The following is a 17,491-nucleotide window of genomic DNA, read 5'->3' as shown; positions in this document are numbered from 1 at the left end:
GGGGAGGCCGTCGGGGCACCCGTGCCGGGGTGTCCCTCGAAGGTCGTGTCAGACCAGGAGGCCTCCGCAATGACCGCCCAGCGCATTCCGCTCTCCGAGCTCGAACAGGGCATCCCCTTCGAACAGCGCCACATCGGGCCCGACCAGGAGGCGCGGGCCAAGATGCTCGCGCAGGTCGGCTACGGCTCGCTCGACGAGCTCACCGCCGCCGCGGTGCCCGATGTGATCAAGAACGCCGACGCGCTCGACCTGCCCGGCGCCCGCACCGAGGCCGAGGTGCTGGCCGAGCTGCGCTCCCTCGCCGACCGCAACCAGGTCCTCGGCTCGATGATCGGACTCGGCTACTACGGGACCTTCACCCCGCCGGTCATCCTGCGCAACGTCATGGAGAACCCGGCCTGGTACACCGCCTACACCCCCTACCAGCCGGAGATCTCCCAGGGCCGCCTCGAGGCGCTGCTGAACTTCCAGACCGTGGTCGCCGACCTGACCGGTCTGCCGACCTCCGGCGCGTCGCTGCTCGACGAGGGCACCGCCGCCGCCGAGGCCATGGCGCTGTCCCGGCGCATGGGCAAGAACAAGAAGGGCCTGTTCCTGGTCGACGCGGACGCGCTGCCGCAGACCATCGCCGTCATCGAGACCCGCGCCGAGCCGACCGGCGTCGAGGTCGTCGTCGCCGACCTGGGCGCGGGCATCCCCGCCGAGATCGCCGAGCGCGAGATCAACGGCGTGCTCCTGCAGTACCCGGGCGCCTCCGGCGCCGTGCGCGACCTGAAGCCCGTCATCGACCAGGCGCACGAGCTGGGCGCCCTGGTCACCGTCGCCGCCGACCTGCTCGCGCTCACCCTGCTGAAGTCGCCCGGCGAGCTCGGCGCGGACATCGCCGTCGGCACCACCCAGCGCTTCGGTGTGCCGATGGGCTTCGGCGGCCCGCACGCCGGCTACATGGCGGTGCGCGAGAAGTTCGCGCGCAGCCTGCCCGGCCGCCTGGTCGGCGTCTCCGTCGACGCCGACGGCAACAAGGCCTACCGCCTCGCCCTGCAGACCCGTGAGCAGCACATCCGCCGCGAGAAGGCCACCAGCAACATCTGCACCGCCCAGGTGCTGCTCGCCGTCATGGCAGGCATGTACGCGGTCTACCACGGCCCCGAGGGCCTGCGGGACATCGCGCTGCGCACCCACCGCTACGCCACGGTCCTCGCCGAGGGCCTCGAGGCCGGCGGCTTCGAGGTCGTGCACGGCGCGTACTTCGACACCCTGACCGTCAAGGCCGAGGGGCGTGCCGCCGAGGTCGTCGCCGCGGCCCGCGAGGGCGGCGTGAACCTGCGCCTGGTCGACGCCGACCACGTCTCGGTCGCCTGCGACGAGACCACCACCCGGGACCGGCTGCGCGCCGTGTGGGCCGCCTTCGGCGTCGGGGGCGACATCGAGGCGCTGGACGCCGCCGCCGAGGACGCGCTGCCCGAGGCGCTGCTGCGCGACGACGCCTACCTCACCCACCCGGTCTTCCACCAGTACCGGTCCGAGACCGCGATGCTGCGCTACCTGCGCCGGCTGTCCGACCGCGACTACGCGCTCGACCGCGGCATGATCCCGCTGGGCTCGTGCACCATGAAGCTCAACGCGACGACCGAGATGGAGCCGGTCACCTGGCCGGAGTTCGGGCAGCTGCACCCCTTCGTGCCCGCCGAGCAGGCGCAGGGCTACCTCACCCTCATCCGCGAGCTGGAGGAACGTCTCGCCGAGGTCACCGGCTACGACAAGGTCTCCCTTCAGCCGAACGCCGGTTCCCAGGGCGAGCTGGCCGGTCTGCTCGCCGTGCGCGGCTACCACCGTGCCAACGGCGACGAGCAGCGCACCATCTGCCTCATCCCGTCCTCCGCGCACGGCACCAACGCCGCCAGCGCCGTGATGGCCGGCATGAAGGTCGTCGTCGTCAAGACCTCCGAGGACGGCGAGATCGACGTCGAGGACCTGCGGGCGAAGATCGAGCAGTACCGCGAGCAGCTGGCCGTGCTGATGATCACCTACCCGTCCACGCACGGCGTGTTCGAGGAGCACGTCGCCGACATCTGCGCGCAGGTCCACGAGGCCGGCGGCCAGGTGTACGTCGACGGCGCCAACCTCAACGCCCTGGTGGGCCTCGCCAAGCCGGGCCACTTCGGCGGCGACGTCTCCCACCTGAACCTGCACAAGACGTTCTGCATCCCGCACGGCGGCGGCGGTCCCGGCGTCGGCCCGGTCGGTGTGCGCTCCCACCTGGCGCCGTACCTGCCCAACCACCCGCTCCAGCCCGACGCCGGTCCCGAGACCGGAGTCGGCCCGATCTCGGCCGCGCCGTGGGGCTCGGCCGGCATCCTGCCGATCTCCTGGGCCTACGTCCGCCTGATGGGCGGCGAGGGCCTCAAGCGGGCCACGCAGGTCGCCGTGCTCAGCGCCAACTACGTCGCCAAGCGCCTCGAGCCGCACTACCCGGTGCTCTACACCGGTCCCGGCGGCCTGGTCGCCCACGAGTGCATCATCGACCTGCGCCCGCTGACCAAGGCGACCGGGGTGAGCGTGGACGACGTGGCCAAGCGGCTGATCGACTACGGCTTCCACGCGCCGACGATGTCGTTCCCGGTGGCCGGCACGCTGATGATCGAGCCGACCGAGTCCGAGGACCTGGCCGAGCTGGACCGGTTCTGCGATGCCATGATCGCGATCCGCGCCGAGATCGAGAAGGTCGGTTCCGGCCAGTGGCCGGCGGACGACAACCCGCTGTACGGCGCCCCGCACACCGCCGCCGCTCTCGGCGGGGAGTGGCAGCACGGCTACACCCGTGAGGAGGCCGTCTTCCCGGCCGGGGTCTCGGTGGCCGACAAGTACTGGCCGCCGGTGCGCCGGATCGACCAGGCCTTCGGCGACCGCAACCTCGTCTGCTCCTGCCCGCCGCTGGACGCGTACGAGGACTGATCGAGCGGCTTATGGGGCTCCCGTCCGATCCGGGCGGGAGCCCCAGGGCTTTTCCCGGCGTGTCACACGGTGGCCAGGGAGACCTCGGTCGACTTGATCAGGGCCGTGACGCGCGTACCCGCCGCCAGGCCGAGTTCCGTGGCGGCGTCCCTGGTGATCGCGGCGGTCAGCTCGCCGCCCTCCACCTCGACCCGGACGGACGCCATGGCCGCGCCCAGGGCGATCCCGGTGACGGTGCCCGGCAGCCGGTTGCGGATGGACAGGCCCTCGACCGGCCCGGTCGCCAGGGACACCTCCGTCGACTTCACCAGGGCGCGCACGGCGCTGCCCACGGTCAGACGCAGGTCCTCGACGGCGTCCCTGGTGATCGCGGACGTGAGCTGTCCGCCTCCGTCCAGGCGCACGTGAACGAGGGCCATCGCCTCGCCTTGGGTGACGGTGGTGACCGTGCCGGGCAACTGGTTGCGCATGCTCAGGCTCATGGGCGTGCCTCGCGGTGGGTGGGTGACGTGGTGATCACCACCGTAGGGCGGCCGGTGCCTCAGGCCGGGTAGGCGTGGGTCTGCGCCGCCTTGACCGTCGCCCAGACCACCGCGCCCGGGTGCAGTTCCAGCTCGGCGGCCGCGACCGTGGTCAGGTCCGCGGTGAGGGCGAGTTCGCCGGTCAGGTCGGCGCGGATCTGGTCGCCATGGGTCTCAAGGCCGGCGACCTCGCAGCGCCACAGGTTGCGCGCGCTGGAGCCCGAGGGGCGGTCCCGGTGGAGAGTGACCGCGCTCGGCGGGAAGGCCACGAAGACCTCTCCTGTCAGGTCCTCGGTGGTGGTGATGGCGGGACCGGCCGCGAGGCGGACGCAGTGGCCCTCCGCCTCACCTCGGTAGAGGTTCAGGCCCACGAGCTGCGCGACGTAGTCGGTGCGCGGGTGGCGGGCGATCTCCGACGGGGTGCCCTCCTGGACGACACGGCCGTGCTCGACGACGACCAGCCGGTCGGCCAGCACCATCGCGTCCAGCGGGTCATGGGTGACCAGGACGGCGACGGCCTCGAACTCGGCGAGGTGCCGGCGCAGCTGGGCGCGGACCTCCAGCCGGGTGCGGGCGTCGAGCGCGGCGAGCGGTTCGTCGAGCAGCAGCAGCCGGGGCCCGGTGGCCAGGGCGCGGGCCAGAGCCACGCGCTGCGCCTGGCCGCCGGAGAGGCGGCGGGGCTTGGCACCGGTGTGGTCGGCCAGTCCCATCCGGTCCAGCCACCGCGCGGCCTGCGCGCGGGCCTCGGCCTTGGACGCGCCCCGGCAGCGCGGCCCGAACGCCACGTTGTCCAGGGCCGACAGGTGCGGGAACAGCAGGTAGTCCTGGAAGACCACGCCGACCGGGCGTGCCTCGGGCGGCGTGCGGTCCAGCGCGGCGCCGTCCAGGCGCAGATGGCCGTCGGTGAGCGGGACCAGGCCCGCCAGCGCGCGCAGAGCCGTCGTCTTCCCGGCGCCGTTCGGGCCGAGCAGTGCCACCACGTCGCCGGGGGCGGCGGTGAGCGCGACGTCGAGGCGGAAGCCGCCGCGGCCGACGACGAGGCGGGCGTCCAGGCCCTCCCCGGGAACGCCCTCGGCGCGTACGCCGGCGGTGGTCCGGTCGATGTCGGTCATGAGGTGAACGTCCTGGATACGAGGCGGGTCGGGATCGGCGGCGGATTCATCAGGAGGCCGTCATCCAACGGTCCCGCAGACCCGCCAGTACGGCGATCGACACCGCGAGCAGCACCAGGCTCAGGGCGATCGCCGCCGCCGGGTCGTTCTGCAGGGCCAGGTAGACGGCCAGCGGCATGGTCTGCGTACGGCCGGGGAAGTTGCCGGCGAAGGTGATCGTCGCGCCGAACTCGCCGAGTGCCCGCGCCCAGGCGAGCACGGCGCCCGCGGCGATGCCCGGCGCGATCAGCGGCAGGGTGACCCGGCGGAACGCGGTGAAGCGGGAGGCGCCGAGCGTGGTGGCCGCCTCCTCATAGCGCGGGTCGGCGGCCCGCAGTGTGCCCTCGACGCTGATCACGAGGAACGGCATGGCCACGAACGCCTCCGCGACCACCACCCCGGCCGTGGTGAACGGCAGCGTGATGCCGAACCAGGAGTCCAGCCACTGCCCGACGACACCGTTGCGCCCCAGGGCCAGCAGCAGGGCCACACCGCCCACGACCGGGGGCAGCACGAGCGGCAGCGTGACCAGCGCGCGGACGAATCCGCGTCCGGGGAAGTCCGTACGGGCCAGCAGCCAGGCCAGCGGGACGCCGAGCACCAGGCTCACGGCGGTGGCGGCGGTGGCGCTGACCAGGGACAACTGGAGCGCCTGCCACACCTCGGCGCTGGTCAGCTGGGCCGGCAGGCTGCGCCAGGGGGCCCGGATCAGCAGCGCGATCAGCGGCAGCAGCAGGAAGGCCAGGCCGACCAGGGCGGGGACCAGCAGGGGCAGCGGGGCCCTGCCTAGCGCGCGGCCGCGCCGCGACCCGTTCGTCCGGGTCACGGCGCGGGCCTCGTCGATCTCGGTCACGGCTTCAGGAACCCGGCCCCGGTCAGGACCTTCTGGCCCTCGGCCGACGTCACCAGTTCGACGAACGCCTTGGCCGCAGTGGCGTTGGGCGCGTTCTTGAGCAGGGTGATCGGGTAGTCGTTGACGGCCTCGGCCGACTCGGAGAACTCCACGCCCTGGACCCTGCCGGCGGCGGCCTTCACATCGGTCTTGTAGACGAGGGCCGCGTCGGCCTCCTTCAGCTCGACCTTGGTCAGGGCGCTCTTGACGTCCTGCTCGTAGGAGACCGGGGTCAGCTTGAGGTGGCTCGCGTCCAGTACCTTCTGGGCGGCGGCGCCGCAGGGCACGGTCCGGTCGCACAGGACGACCTTCAGGCCGGGCCCGGTGAGGTCCTTCAGCGAGGAGATCTTGGCCGGGTTGCCCGGCGCGGTCGCGATCTCGAGTTGGTTGCGGACGAAGGTGACCGGGGTGCCGGCCGCGTCCTCCTTGTCGGTCACGATCGCCATGGTCTTGGTGCTGGCGGCGGCGAACACGTCGGCGGGGGCACCGGAGGTGATGCTCGCGGCGAGGCTGTCGCTGCCGCCGAAGTTGAAGGTGACCTTGGTGCCCGGGTGCTGCTGCTCGAACTGCTTGCCGAGCGTGGTGAAGCTCTCCTTCAGCGAGGCGGCGGCGAAGACGGCCACGGTGCCGGACAGCTTCGGCGCGGCGGCCTCCGACGTGCCGGACCCGGCCGAGGACGAGTCGTCGGAGGACGAGGAGGAGCAGGCGCTGAGAGCCAGCAACGCCGCGGCCGCCGCCACTCCCGACTTCAGCACCCTGGTCCGTCGCGTGGAACGGGTCATCTCGGTTCTACTCCTCTGGCTCTGCACGGAAGAAGCTGTCGCGCCCTGCCACGACCGCTCACACGGCCGTGCCGCGATCATACTGCCGCAATTGCCAGGTGTAAGGGCCTCGTTGCATTGCACGAGCTGGCGATACGTGACGCATGACTTGCATGTGCGTTTGTACAGGGCGGCCGTTCGGGTACGGACACTCAGGAGGTGGTGCCCGTGAGGCCCGCGGAGCTCGACCTGACCGGCGACCTCGCCCGCCCGGCCCGGCTGACCGTGCGGGATCTGCTCGGGTGGCCGCAGCACGGGGTGGGAGTCGCCTTCGACTGCGCCACCAGAGGAGTGCGGCACCACCGGTTCACCGGACCGCGCCAGTACGACGTGCTGTCCGCGGCGGGGCCCGGTTTCGACCCGGCCCGGCGCAAGGACCGGCTGCGCTTCCTGATCGCGGTCACGGCCGCCGACGGGCATCACGGGCCGCCGACGGGCATCACGCGCTGCTGTCGTGGGCCGAGATCGATCCCGACTTCGCCGACGCTCCGGTCCTGCTCGCGGTGACCATCGACGGCTCCCGGCTCGACGGCGCCGGCCCCCAGCTGGTCCTGCCGCAGGACCGCTGCGGCGCGCGGTACGTCAGCGGTGTCCGGGCGATACGCGTGGACGGCGGCTGTCGCGCGCGTACCCGGGTGTGAGGCGGTTCTGCTACGTGCGGTCGATGTGCACGTTCGTCGACTTCACGCGGGCGGTGGCCTCCATGCCGACCTCCAGACCCAGTTCCTCCACGGCCTCCCGGGTCAGCAGGGAGACGAGGCGGTGCGGTCCCGCCTGGATCTCGACCTGGGCGGCGACGTCGCCGAGTTTGATGGCGGTCACGATGCCGGCGAAGGCGTTGCGGGCCGACGTGTACGAGGGGCCTTCCTCGCCGCCGCCGGTCCGGGCCAGCTCGACCGAGAACGCGGCGAGGTCCCGGCCGTCGATGAGCCGGCGTCCGCTGTCGTCGCGGTGGGTGGCCATCCGGCCCGCGTCCGCCCAGCGGCGCGCGGTGTCCGGGCTGACGCCGAGCAGCCGGGCCGCCTGCCCGATCGTGTAGGACTGCATGCCGGTCACGATAGAGCCGCGCACGGCGTGGGGCTGACCTGGGGGTGGGCCGTTCGCGGGCGCGGCTCAGCCGGTGTGCACCCGCGGCCGCTTGGCGCGGTCCGGCTCCGCCTCGCGCAGCACCTCGCGCGTGACCGGCGCGACCTCGCCCAGGCCGAAGAGGAAGAACCGCAGGAAGTTGGCGAACGGGTTGCCCTCGGTCCACTCGAAGTAGATGTGCGGGGTGCGGCCGGTCATCTCCCGGACGTGGAGCAGGAGCGCGGCCAGGGCGTTCGGGACGGCCGCGGACTCCAGGGCGAGCACGCGGTACCGGTCGTGCCTGACCTCGCCGTGCACGGTCAGGCCGGCCTCGAACTCCGAGGGGTCGGTGACCGTCACCTCGACGAAGACGAAGTCCTCCGTGAGCGGGATGTCGCTGTCGCTGCGGATCTGCTCGATCTTGTCGCGGTACTCGGACTTGGCCTGCCGCTCGGGCTCCTTGGCGATGAAGCGGATCTTGCGGCTGGCGATGTCTCTGACGAACCGTTCCGCCATGGCGTCCAGCGTCACGTTCGTCACCCGCAGTTCGAAGGAGCGCGCGAGCCGCGACAGCAGCGAGACCAGGATGATCCCGGCGATGAAGCAGGCGCCGATCTTCACACCGTCGGGACGCTCGATGACGTTGACGACGGTCGTGTACAGGAACACGGCCGAGATGACCCCGAACGCGATGGTCCATTTGCGCTGGCCGGCCCTGCGGGCGGCGATGGTCACCGCGATCGCCGCGGAGCTGATCAGCACGAGCACGCCCGTGGCGTACGCGCCGCCCTGCTTGTCGACGTTGGCGTCGAAGATCCAGGTGACCAGGAAGCCGATCAGGGTGAAGACGATGACCATCGGGCGGACCGCCCGCGCCCAGTGCGGGGCCATTCCGTAGCGGGGCAGGTACCGCGGCATCAGGTTGAGCAGCCCGGCCATCGCGGAGGCGCCCGCGAACCACAGGATCAGGATGGTCGAGACGTCGTAGACGGTGCCGAAGGTGTTGCCGAGGTACTCGTGCGCCAGATAGGCCAGAGCACGGCCGTTGGCCTGGCCGCCGGCCTTGAACTCCGGCGCCGGGATCAGCAGCGTGGTGATGAAGCTGGTGGCGATCAGGAAGCAGCTCATGATCAGCGCGGCCGTGGTGAGCAGTTTCCTGGTGTCCCGGATCCGGCCGGTGGGCCGCTCCTCGGTGTCGTCCGGGTTGCCCCGCACGTGCGGCATGACGGCGACGCCGGTCTCGAAGCCGGACAGGCCGAGTGCGAGCTTGGGGAAGACGAGCAGGGCCACGCCGACCATGAGGAAGACATTGCCGTGCTGGGCGGTCAGCGCGCTGGTCCAGTCGGTGACCACATGGCCGGCGGTCAGGGCGTGCCACAGACCGACGGCCACCACGACGGCGTTCAGCGCAAGATAGATCCCGACCAGGACGAAGGCGACGCCGATCGCCTCCACGAAGCCCTTGAGGAAGACCGCGCCGAGCAGCGCGATGAGCAGCAGCGTGATCAGCATCTGGTGGCTGTGGAGCGCGGCCGTCAGGTGCGGGTTCTCCACCAGGTGGGTCGAGGCGTCCGCGGCCGACAGCGTCATGGTGATCAGGAAGTCGGTGGCGGCGAAGCCGAGCAGGGTCAGCACGAACAGCTTGCCCTGCCAGAACGACAGCAGCCGCTCCAGCATCGCGATCGAGCCCGCGCCGTGCGGGCTCTCCGCCGCCACCCTGCGGTACACCGGCAGGGCACCCGCGAGGGTGACGACGACCAGCACGAGGGTGGCGATCGGCGACAGCAGCCCGGCCGCCAGCGCCGCGATGCCCGGCTGGTATCCGAGCGTGGAGAAGTAGTCCACGCCGGTCAGGCACATCACCCTCCACCACCGCTGTCCCTTGTGCGGGGGCTCCGGCAGGGCGTGCGGGGCCTGCTGAATGCCCTTGCCCATGTCGGACAGGCCCTCCAGCATCCAGGCGCGCAGACGACTGGGAGGGTGCTCGGTGGTCGCCATGCCCCTGCTCCTGAGGTGTGGCTCGCGTGCGGACCGGGCCGTCACGCGGACGGGTCACCAGGGTATGCGGAGAGTAACGCAGGGGCAGACGAGTACCCGGGTGAGCAGGCGTCAATCTTCTGTCAAGAGCGGCCGTGACGACCCCGACGTCACTTCATGACCAGCGGACACGCAGGCTTCACCGCACCTTCGGCCATCCGGGGGAGACACGGCGGCGGAGCCCGGGGCGGACACCCAGCGTCATGACTCCAGTCCCGAGACCCGGAACACCGCCAGTGCGGTCTCCCGGTCCACCTGCTCGGAGATGTCGCGCAGCTCGTCCGTCCCGCACTGGAGCCTGCCCGTCGCCACACAGTGCCGGGCGTCCTCGTCGAGGCGGTACCAGACGTCGGGATGGTCCACCAGGACCTCGGGATCCAGCTCCACCCTCCCGCCGAGCGAGTCCAGCAGCACCAGCCGCCGGCAGACACCGTCGACCGCGCGCACCGACACCAGCAGGTCGGTACGGACCAGGCGGCTGCGCAGCAGCGACCGGGAGGCGATCCAGCCCCGGCCGGCGCGGACGCGGGGTGGGCACAGCACCACGAAGAGCAGCACCGCGAGCATGAACCAGAGGACCCCGCGCCACCAGGTGAGGCTGCCCGTGCCCCAGTCGATCAGGAGCAACAGGGCGAGCAGCGCCACGGAGCAGCCGACCGAGGTGCGCAGCTCCCGCGCCCACGGATGGGTGCGGGCCTCGTGGCCGGGTTCCCGCTTCACCGGATCGGTGCCGGCTCGCTCGTCGTCGCGGTGTCCCATGTGCTCGACGTTAGAGCCCGCCGAGGGCTTCGGCACCTGCCCTTGACACCCCCCTGACGCGGCCGGGCCGGTTCTTGACGACACTCCGCCGACACGGCCGGGTGGCGCGTCGTCAGGGGTCCGTCAAGGGTGGGTGTGCCGCCGTATGAGAGCCGTCAACGGTGGTCGGAATCGGGCAGAGGAGGTCGTTTCCTCGAATCGTCGATGTCCGTTCGTCTCTCATTCCAGGAGTTCGCGATGGCCGATGTGGCCTTCGTCGTCGTCACGCTCGCGGTGTTCGCGCTCGTGGCCCTCGCCGTCAAGGGGGTGACGAAGCTGTGACCGCCGAGAACGTCGTCGGCCTGGTCGTGGCCGTCGCCCTGCTGGGCTATCTCGTCCTCGCCCTGATCTTCCCGGAGAGGTTCTGAGCAGCGTATGAGTCCCGTACTCGCCGGAGTGCTCCAGTTGCTCGCTCTCATGGCCGCGCTGGCGCTCGCCTACGTACCGCTGGGCACCTACATGGCCGGCGTCTACCGCGCGCAGCGCCACTTGCGGGTCGAGAGATGGATCTACCGGGCCGTCGGCGCGGATCCGGACGCGGAGATGCGCTGGCCCGCGTACATCCGCGCCGTGCTCGCCTTCTCCCTGGCCGGTGTCCTCTTCCTGTACCTGCTCCAGCGGATCCAGGGCGTGCTGCCGCTCTCGCTCGGCTTCCGGTCCGTCGGCCCCGCCCAGGCCTTCAACACCGCCGCGTCCTTCGTCACCAACACCAACTGGCAGTCGTACGCGGGCGAGCAGACCATGGGGCACGTGGTGCAGACCGCCGGTCTCGCCGTGCAGAACTTCGCCTCCGCCGCCGTCGGCATGGCGGTGGCCGTGGCCCTGGTGCGCGGCTTCGCCAGGTCCCGCACCGGTGAACTGGGCAACTTCTGGGCCGACCTGGTGCGCGGCACCGTGCGCATCCTCCTCCCGCTGGCCGCGGTCGCCGCGGTCGTGCTGGTGGCCTGCGGGGTGATCCAGAACTTCTCCGGGATCCACGAGGTCGGCCAGTTCTTCGGCGGCGCGCAGCAGTGGAACGGCGGCGCGGTGGCCTCCCAGGAGGCCATCAAGGAACTGGGCACCAACGGCGGCGGCTACTTCAACGCCAACAGCGCCCACCCCTTCGAGAACCCGACCCCGTTCTCCAACCTCTTCGAGACCTTCCTGATCCTGGTGATCCCCTTCGCCCTGACCCGGACGTTCGGCGTCATGGTCGGCTCGGTTCGGCAGGGCTACGCGATCCTCGCGGCGATGGCCACCATCTGGCTCGCCTTCGTCTCTCTGATGATGTGGAGCGAGTTCGCCCACCACGAAGGCGCGCTGCGGATCGCGGGCGGCGCGATGGAGGGCAAGGAGGTCCGGTTCGGCATCGGCGCCTCCTCGATCTTCGCGGCGTCGACCACGCTCACCTCGACCGGCGCCGTCGACGCCGCGCACTCCTCGCTCACCGGGTTCGGCGGCGGGATCGCGATGCTCGGCATGATGCTCGGCGAGATCGCGCCCGGCGGAGTCGGCTCCGGCCTGTACGGCATCCTGATCATGGCCGTCATCGCGGTCTTCATCGCCGGTCTGATGGTCGGGCGCACACCCGAGTACCTGGGCAAGAAGATCGGCTCCCGGGAGATCAAGCTGGCCGCCGTCTACATCCTGATCACCCCGGCGCTGGTGCTGGTGTTCAGTGCCTTCTCGATGGCCCTGCCGACCCCGCCGCACTCGGCGCTCAACCCGGGCGCGCACCGATTCTCCGAAGTGCTCTACGCCTACACCTCGGCCGCGAACAACAACGGCTCGGCCTTCGCCGGCCTGAACGCCAACACCGACTGGTTCAACACCACGACCGGGCTCGCCATGCTGCTCGGCCGCTTCCTGCCCATGGTGTTCGTCCTCGCCCTGGCCGGCTCCCTGGGCGCGCAGCAGCCGGTGCCGGTCACCGCGGGCACCCTGCGCACCGAGAAACCGCTGTTCACCGGCATGTTGGTGGGCGCCGTCCTGATCGTCGTCGGTCTGACGTACTTCCCGGCCCTCGCACTGGGCCCGCTCGCCGAGGGGCTGGCGTGATGACCACTTCCACACAGAACCACGAGGACTCCATGTCCGCAGTCACCAGGACCCGGGCACCGCACAGCGACGTGCCCACCGGGCACCCGTCCGGCCCAAGCCGGGTCGGTGCCGGTCTCTTCGACGCCCGGCAGCTGGTCAGGTCGCTGCCCGACGCCTTCCGCAAGCTCGATCCACGGGTGATGGTCAAGTCACCGGTGATGTTCGTGGTGTGGATCGGCTCGCTGCTGACCACCGCCTTCTCCCTCACCAGGCCGGGCGACTGGTTCGGCTGGGCGATCAGCGCCTGGCTGTGGCTGACCGTCGTCTTCGCCAACCTCGCCGAAGCGGTCGCCGAGGGCCGTGGCAAGGCGCAGGCGGAGACCCTGCGCCGGGCCAAGACCGACACCGTGGCGCACCGGGTGGACGGGACCGAGGTCCCCGGCACCGAGCTGCACGTCGGCGACCTCGTCGTGTGCGAGGCGGGCGACGTCATCCCCGGCGACGGGGACGTCGTCGAGGGCGTCGCCTCGGTCGACGAGTCGGCCATCACCGGCGAGTCGGCGCCCGTGATCCGCGAGTCCGGCGGCGACCGGTCCGCGGTGACCGGGGGCACCAGGGTGCTGTCCGACCGTATCGTCATCAAGATCACCACCAAGCCCGGTGAGACCTTCATCGACCGGATGATCGGCCTCGTCGAGGGCGCCGCCCGGCAGAAGACGCCCAACGAGATCGCGCTGAACATCCTGCTCGCCTCGCTGACGATCGTCTTCCTCCTCGCCTGCGCCACACTGCCGCCGTTCGCCGACTACGCGGGCACGCACCTGACCATGGTGGTGCTGGTCGCGCTGCTGGTCTGCCTGATCCCGACGACGATCGGCGCGTTGCTGTCGGCCATCGGCATCGCGGGCATGGACCGGCTGGTCCAGCGCAATGTGCTGGCGATGTCGGGACGGGCGGTGGAGGCCGCCGGCGACGTGTCGACGCTGCTGCTGGACAAGACCGGCACGATCACCCTCGGCAACCGCCGGGCGGCGGAGTTCGTCCCGGTGCGCGGTACCACCGCCGCCGAACTGGCGGACGCCGCCCAGCTCTCCTCGCTGGCCGACGAGACGCCCGAGGGCCGCTCCGTGGTGGTGCTGGCCAAGGAGAAGTACGGGCTGCGCGAGCGGCACCAGGGCGAACTGGCCGGAGCCGAGTGGATCGCGTTCACCGCCCAGACCCGGATGTCCGGCGTGGACGTGGACGGCCGCAGGATCCGCAAGGGCGCGACGGGATCCGTCATCGCCTGGGTCGAGGAGCAGGACGGGCGGATCGCCGAGGACGCCGACCGCCTCTCGAAGGAGATCTCCGCGGCCGGCGGCACGCCGCTGCTGGTCGCCGCGCAGGACCAGGACGGCGCCCGGGTCCTGGGCGTCATCCACCTCAAGGACGTGGTCAAGGACGGCATGCGGGAACGCTTCGCCGAACTGCGCCGGATGGGCATCAAAACCGTCATGATCACGGGCGACAACCCGCTGACCGCCCGGGCGATCGCGGACGAGGCCGGTGTCGACGACTTCCTCGCCGAGGCCACGCCCGAGGACAAGATGGCCTTGATCAGGCGCGAGCAGAGCGGCGGCAAGCTGGTCGCGATGACCGGTGACGGCACCAACGACGCGCCCGCGCTGGCCCAGGCCGACGTCGGCGTGGCGATGAACACCGGTACGTCGGCCGCCAAGGAGGCCGGCAACATGGTCGACCTCGACTCCGACCCGACCAAGCTGATCGAGATCGTCGAGATCGGCAAGCAGCTCCTGATCACCCGCGGCGCGCTCACGACGTTCTCCATCGCCAACGACGTGGCGAAGTACTTCGCGATCATCCCGGCCCTGTTCGCCGCGGTCTACCCGGGTCTGGACAAGCTGAACATCATGCAGCTGTCCTCTCCGGACTCGGCGATCCTGTCCGCGGTCGTCTTCAACGCGCTGGTCATCATCGCGCTGGTGCCGCTCGCCCTGCGGGGTGTGCGCTACCGGCCGACGAGCGCGGACCGGATGCTCCGCCGCAACCTCGCCGTCTACGGCCTCGGCGGGCTGATCGCGCCCTTCGTCGGGATCAAGCTCATCGACCTGATCATCTCCCTGATTCCCGGGATCGGCTGACGCACATGAACCAGTCCTTCGCGAACACCGGCCGTCTGCTGGCGGCGGGCCTGCGGGCACTGCTCGCGCTGACCCTGCTCACCGGCGTCGTCTACCCGCTCGTAGTCACGGGCGTGGCCCAGGCCTTCCTCGGGCACAGGGCGAACGGCTCGGAGGTCAGGGAGAGCGGCAGGGTCGTGGGCTCCTCCCTGATCGGGCAACAGCACTACGGCCTCGACTACTTCCAGCCGCGCCCGGCTGCCGGGCTGGGCACGAACACCCTGAACACCCAGTACAAGCTGATCCTCTCCGGCGCCACCAACCTCGCCGCCGACAACCCCAAGCTGGTCAAGGCCATCGAGCAGGCCCGGGCCGAGGTGGTCAGGGTCAACTCCACGTCCGACTACAAGGTGAAGCCCTCCCAGGTTCCGGCCGACGCCGTGACCTCCTCGGGTTCCGGTCTGGATCCGGACATCTCCCCGGCGTACGCGCTGCTCCAGGCGCACCGGGTGGCGGAGCGCAACCACGTGTCCGTGGCGCGGGTCGAGCACCTGGTGCGGGAGCACACCGAGAGCCGCACCCTCGGCTTCATCGGCGAGCCGCGGGTGAACGTCCTCCAACTCAACGTCGCGCTCAGGGAACTGACCACGGGCCGCTGACGGCGCGCCCGCGCCCCGCGCACCCTTGTCGCCTTCCGGAGCCGCACCTACAGTGCGGCTCCGGAAGGTTCGCCGTCAGAGGCGAAAGTTTCGGGGATTCAGCGAGGGGTGACGGGAAGTGAAGGGACCGACCGCCGTGCGGACGTACGAGAACCCCGTGATCGGAGGCTTCCACCCCGATCCCAGCGTGTGCCGGGTGGGTGAGGACCACTACCTGGTGTGCTCCAGCTTCGAGTACTTCCCCGGGGTCCCGCTGTTCCACAGCCGCGACCTGGTGCACTGGCGGCAGATCGGCAACGTGCTGGACCGGCCGGGGCAGTTGGAGCTGCCCGACGACCTGCCCGCCTCCGCCGGCATCTACGCCCCGACGATCCGCCACCACGACGGCCGCTTCTACGTGATCACCACCAACGTCGCGGCCGGGGGCACCTTCCTGGTCAGCGCCGAGGATCCGCGGGGGCCCTGGTCGGACCCGGTCTGGATCGACCTCCCCGGGATCGACCCCGACCTCGCCTGGGACGACGACGGCTCCTGCTGGTGCGCCGTCGCCGGGGTGCGGGTGGCCCGGATCGACCCGGCGACCGGCAAGGTCCTGGAAGGGCCGCTGCCGGCCTGGTCGGGGACGGGGCTTCAGCACCCGGAGGCGCCGCACCTGTACCGGATCGGCGCCTGGTGGTACCTCATGCTGGCCGAGGGCGGCACCGGGCACGGCCACGGCGTCTCGATCGCCCGCGCCCGCTCCCCGCGCGGCCCCTGGGAACCCGCTCCGGACAACCCGGTCCTCTCCCACCGCGGCACCGACCTGCCCGTCCAGTGCACGGGCCACGCCGACCTGGTGCAGGCGGCCGACGGCACCTGGTGGATGGTGCTGCTCGGCACCCGCCCCGGGGGATGGTTCCCGGAGTTCCACGTGCTCGGCAGGGAGACCTTCCTGACCCCGGTGGAGTGGGTGGACGGGTGGCCGCGGGTCGGCCCGGTGCGCGAGCGGCATCCGGCGCCCGCGGCCTGGCACCCCCTGCCGCCGCAGCTCGACAGGGACGACTTCGACGCGCCGTCCCTGGCGCCGGTCTGGATCTCCCCGCGCAGCAGGCCGGAGGGCACCTGGTCGCTGAGCGAACACCCCGGCCGGCTGACGCTGCACGCGACCGGCGACAGCCTCGACCGGCCCGGCCACACCTTCGTCGGACGCCGACAGCAGCACCCCGACTGCCGGGTGGCCGCGCGCGTCGAGGCGGGCTCGGGCCGGGCCGGCCTGTCCGTCCGGCTGGACGAGGCGCACCACTACGACGTGGAGATCGGCAGGGGAGTGGTGGGCGTGGTCGCCCGGATCGGGCCGCTGCGGCAGCGGATCGCGGAGCACCCGGTGCCGCCCGGACCGCTCACCCTGGTCGTGGACATCCGCACGGACGACGTGCCTCCGCCCACGGTCACGGCTCCGGACCGGCCCGCCACCGGCGTGCGGGCGGCGACCGGGGTCCGCGCGGCCGGCCCGGACGTGATCGCCTTCTCGGCCGAGGGCCCGGCGGGCACGCTGGCGCTGGCCGAACTCGACGGGCGCTATCTGTCCACCCAGGTCGCGGCCGGCTTCACCGGGCGGGTGATCGGCATGTACGTCACCGAGGGCAGCGCGGCCTTCGACTGGTTCGACTACCAGCCGCGGCGTCCGCGCCGACCCGTCGGCGGCTGACCGCCGGCGGTCCGGTGCACCGTCGGTGGCGGGAGGCGCCCGGACCTACACCGTGACGGGCGGCTCCCGGGACGGCGACGGTGTCACCGGCCGGTCACCGAGAGTTGTCGGCCCCGGACACGCGTCGGGGCCGGTCCGCGCGGGCGTGCGCGCCGGCCCCTGGTGATCCGCGGGCGGTTCGCCGAAGCCGCCCGGTGGTGCTCAGGCGGCGGTCACCACCCGGTCGGCGCCCAGCGGGCGGTGCGGGGCGATGATCTGGCCGTCCGGCAGGAGCTCACCGGTGTCCTCGAAGAACAGGACGCCGTTGCACAGCAGGCTCCAGCCCTGCTCCGGGTGGTGCGCCACGAGACGGGCGGATTCCCGGTCGGCGGAGTCGGCTGTCGGGCACGGTGGCTGGTGCTGGCACATTGATGGGATCTTTCGCTCTGTCGTGTGGTCGCTGTCGGCTGTCGTACGTGTCCCGCGGCTGATGGTGTTCTCCATGGCCGCCCCCCGTTGTCGAGTCGGTCCGAAACCAGTGTTCCCCCACGGGCCTGATTCCGCAGGGATTTCGCAGCACCGCTTCTCACCGGTTGGAGACGCGTCACACGCGCGAGCGGTTCATCCCGACAGCACCGCCTCTTCGGATGGTTCGCACTGGCCGGATGGGGCTAGTCCGATGTGACCCCCCGTCGCGAACGCTGGTCGTGCGAGCGGATGTCGCCACGTACGAGTGCCTTCGGCGGCTGAACGGCCGAACGGCGTCGTACCCCGCCGCCGGGGATCC

The 17,491-nt window shown here is 71.5% G+C and carries 14 protein-coding genes and 1 pseudogene; 7 read left to right on the top strand and 8 right to left on the bottom strand.

What is annotated here, in order from left to right; translation table 11 throughout:
• Nucleotides 1-69 precede the first annotated feature (69 nt).
• Nucleotides 70-2,955 (top strand): aminomethyl-transferring glycine dehydrogenase, encoded by a 2,886-nt coding sequence (gcvP, locus tag ABZ818_RS16760; protein ID WP_361414885.1) that lies wholly within the window; start codon nt 70-72, stop codon nt 2,953-2,955.
• A gap of 62 nt (nt 2,956-3,017) precedes the next feature.
• On the opposite strand, the gene ABZ818_RS16755 is transcribed toward gcvP, so the two are convergent.
• From ABZ818_RS16755 to modA, 4 genes are read right to left on the bottom strand one after another with little or no spacing between them, the layout of a single operon-like run.
• Complete coding sequence (locus ABZ818_RS16755) at nt 3,018-3,437, bottom strand: TOBE domain-containing protein (protein ID WP_361414883.1); 420 nt, start codon at nt 3,435-3,437, stop codon at nt 3,018-3,020.
• A gap of 59 nt (nt 3,438-3,496) precedes the next feature.
• A complete protein-coding gene (locus tag ABZ818_RS16750; RefSeq protein WP_361414881.1) occupies nt 3,497-4,588 on the bottom strand; it encodes an ABC transporter ATP-binding protein in 1,092 nt (363 codons plus the stop codon).
• A gap of 49 nt (nt 4,589-4,637) precedes the next feature.
• A complete protein-coding gene (gene modB, locus ABZ818_RS16745) occupies nt 4,638-5,453 on the bottom strand; it encodes a molybdate ABC transporter permease subunit (RefSeq protein ID WP_361414913.1) in 816 nt (271 codons plus the stop codon).
• A gap of 23 nt (nt 5,454-5,476) precedes the next feature.
• Nucleotides 5,477-6,301, bottom strand: coding sequence for a molybdate ABC transporter substrate-binding protein (gene modA / locus ABZ818_RS16740; RefSeq protein WP_361414879.1), 825 nt, complete (start codon nt 6,299-6,301; stop codon nt 5,477-5,479).
• Nucleotides 6,302-6,508: 207 nt separating this feature from the next.
• Here modA and ABZ818_RS16735 point away from each other — a divergent pair.
• Nucleotides 6,509-6,981, top strand: a pseudogene (locus tag ABZ818_RS16735) (molybdopterin-dependent oxidoreductase).
• 10 nt (nt 6,982-6,991) lie between these two features.
• Here the strand turns inward: ABZ818_RS16735 and ABZ818_RS16730 are convergent.
• From ABZ818_RS16730 to ABZ818_RS16720, 3 genes are all read right to left on the bottom strand, one after another.
• Nucleotides 6,992-7,387, bottom strand: a complete 396-nt coding sequence (locus ABZ818_RS16730; RefSeq protein WP_141362976.1) for a helix-turn-helix transcriptional regulator — start codon at nt 7,385-7,387, stop codon at nt 6,992-6,994.
• Between the two features lie 66 nt (nt 7,388-7,453).
• Nucleotides 7,454-9,403, bottom strand: a complete 1,950-nt coding sequence (locus ABZ818_RS16725) for an amino acid transporter (protein WP_361414877.1) — start codon at nt 9,401-9,403, stop codon at nt 7,454-7,456.
• A gap of 240 nt (nt 9,404-9,643) precedes the next feature.
• Nucleotides 9,644-10,201: a hypothetical protein gene (locus tag ABZ818_RS16720; protein WP_361414875.1), complete on the bottom strand. Its 558-nt coding sequence runs from the start codon at nt 10,199-10,201 to the stop codon at nt 9,644-9,646.
• 317 nt (nt 10,202-10,518) lie between these two features.
• Here ABZ818_RS16720 and kdpF point away from each other — a divergent pair, with 317 nt between their 5' ends.
• From kdpF to ABZ818_RS16695, 5 genes are all read left to right on the top strand, one after another.
• Nucleotides 10,519-10,608: a K(+)-transporting ATPase subunit F gene (gene kdpF / locus ABZ818_RS16715; protein WP_009326374.1), complete on the top strand. Its 90-nt coding sequence runs from the start codon at nt 10,519-10,521 to the stop codon at nt 10,606-10,608.
• A gap of 7 nt (nt 10,609-10,615) precedes the next feature.
• The gene (gene kdpA, locus ABZ818_RS16710; protein WP_361414872.1) at nt 10,616-12,277 is read left to right on the top strand and encodes a potassium-transporting ATPase subunit KdpA; all 1,662 of its coding nucleotides are present in this window, start codon (nt 10,616-10,618) and stop codon (nt 12,275-12,277) included.
• Complete coding sequence (gene kdpB / locus ABZ818_RS16705) at nt 12,277-14,400, top strand: potassium-transporting ATPase subunit KdpB (protein WP_361414870.1); 2,124 nt, start codon at nt 12,277-12,279, stop codon at nt 14,398-14,400. The genes kdpA and kdpB overlap by 1 nt, the downstream gene beginning before the upstream one ends.
• A 5-nt stretch (nt 14,401-14,405) precedes the next feature.
• The gene (gene kdpC / locus ABZ818_RS16700) at nt 14,406-15,038 is read left to right on the top strand and encodes a potassium-transporting ATPase subunit KdpC (protein ID WP_361414868.1); all 633 of its coding nucleotides are present in this window, start codon (nt 14,406-14,408) and stop codon (nt 15,036-15,038) included.
• 136 nt (nt 15,039-15,174) lie between these two features.
• Nucleotides 15,175-16,725 carry a glycoside hydrolase family 43 protein gene (locus ABZ818_RS16695; RefSeq protein ID WP_361414911.1) on the top strand — a complete coding sequence of 517 codons (1,551 nt, stop codon included), beginning with the start codon at nt 15,175-15,177 and terminating at the stop codon, nt 16,723-16,725.
• A 201-nt stretch (nt 16,726-16,926) separates the two neighbouring features.
• On the opposite strand, the gene ABZ818_RS16690 is transcribed toward ABZ818_RS16695, so the two are convergent.
• A complete protein-coding gene (locus ABZ818_RS16690; protein ID WP_361414866.1) occupies nt 16,927-17,133 on the bottom strand; it encodes a DUF5999 family protein in 207 nt (68 codons plus the stop codon).
• Nucleotides 17,134-17,491: the final 358 nt, after the last annotated feature.

This window comes from Streptomyces sp. NPDC047453 (genome assembly GCF_040643155.1).
GTDB lineage: Bacteria > Actinomycetota > Actinomycetes > Streptomycetales > Streptomycetaceae > Streptomyces.
Note: the sequence above shows the minus strand (reverse complement) of the source record. Positions and strands in the feature narration are given on the sequence as shown.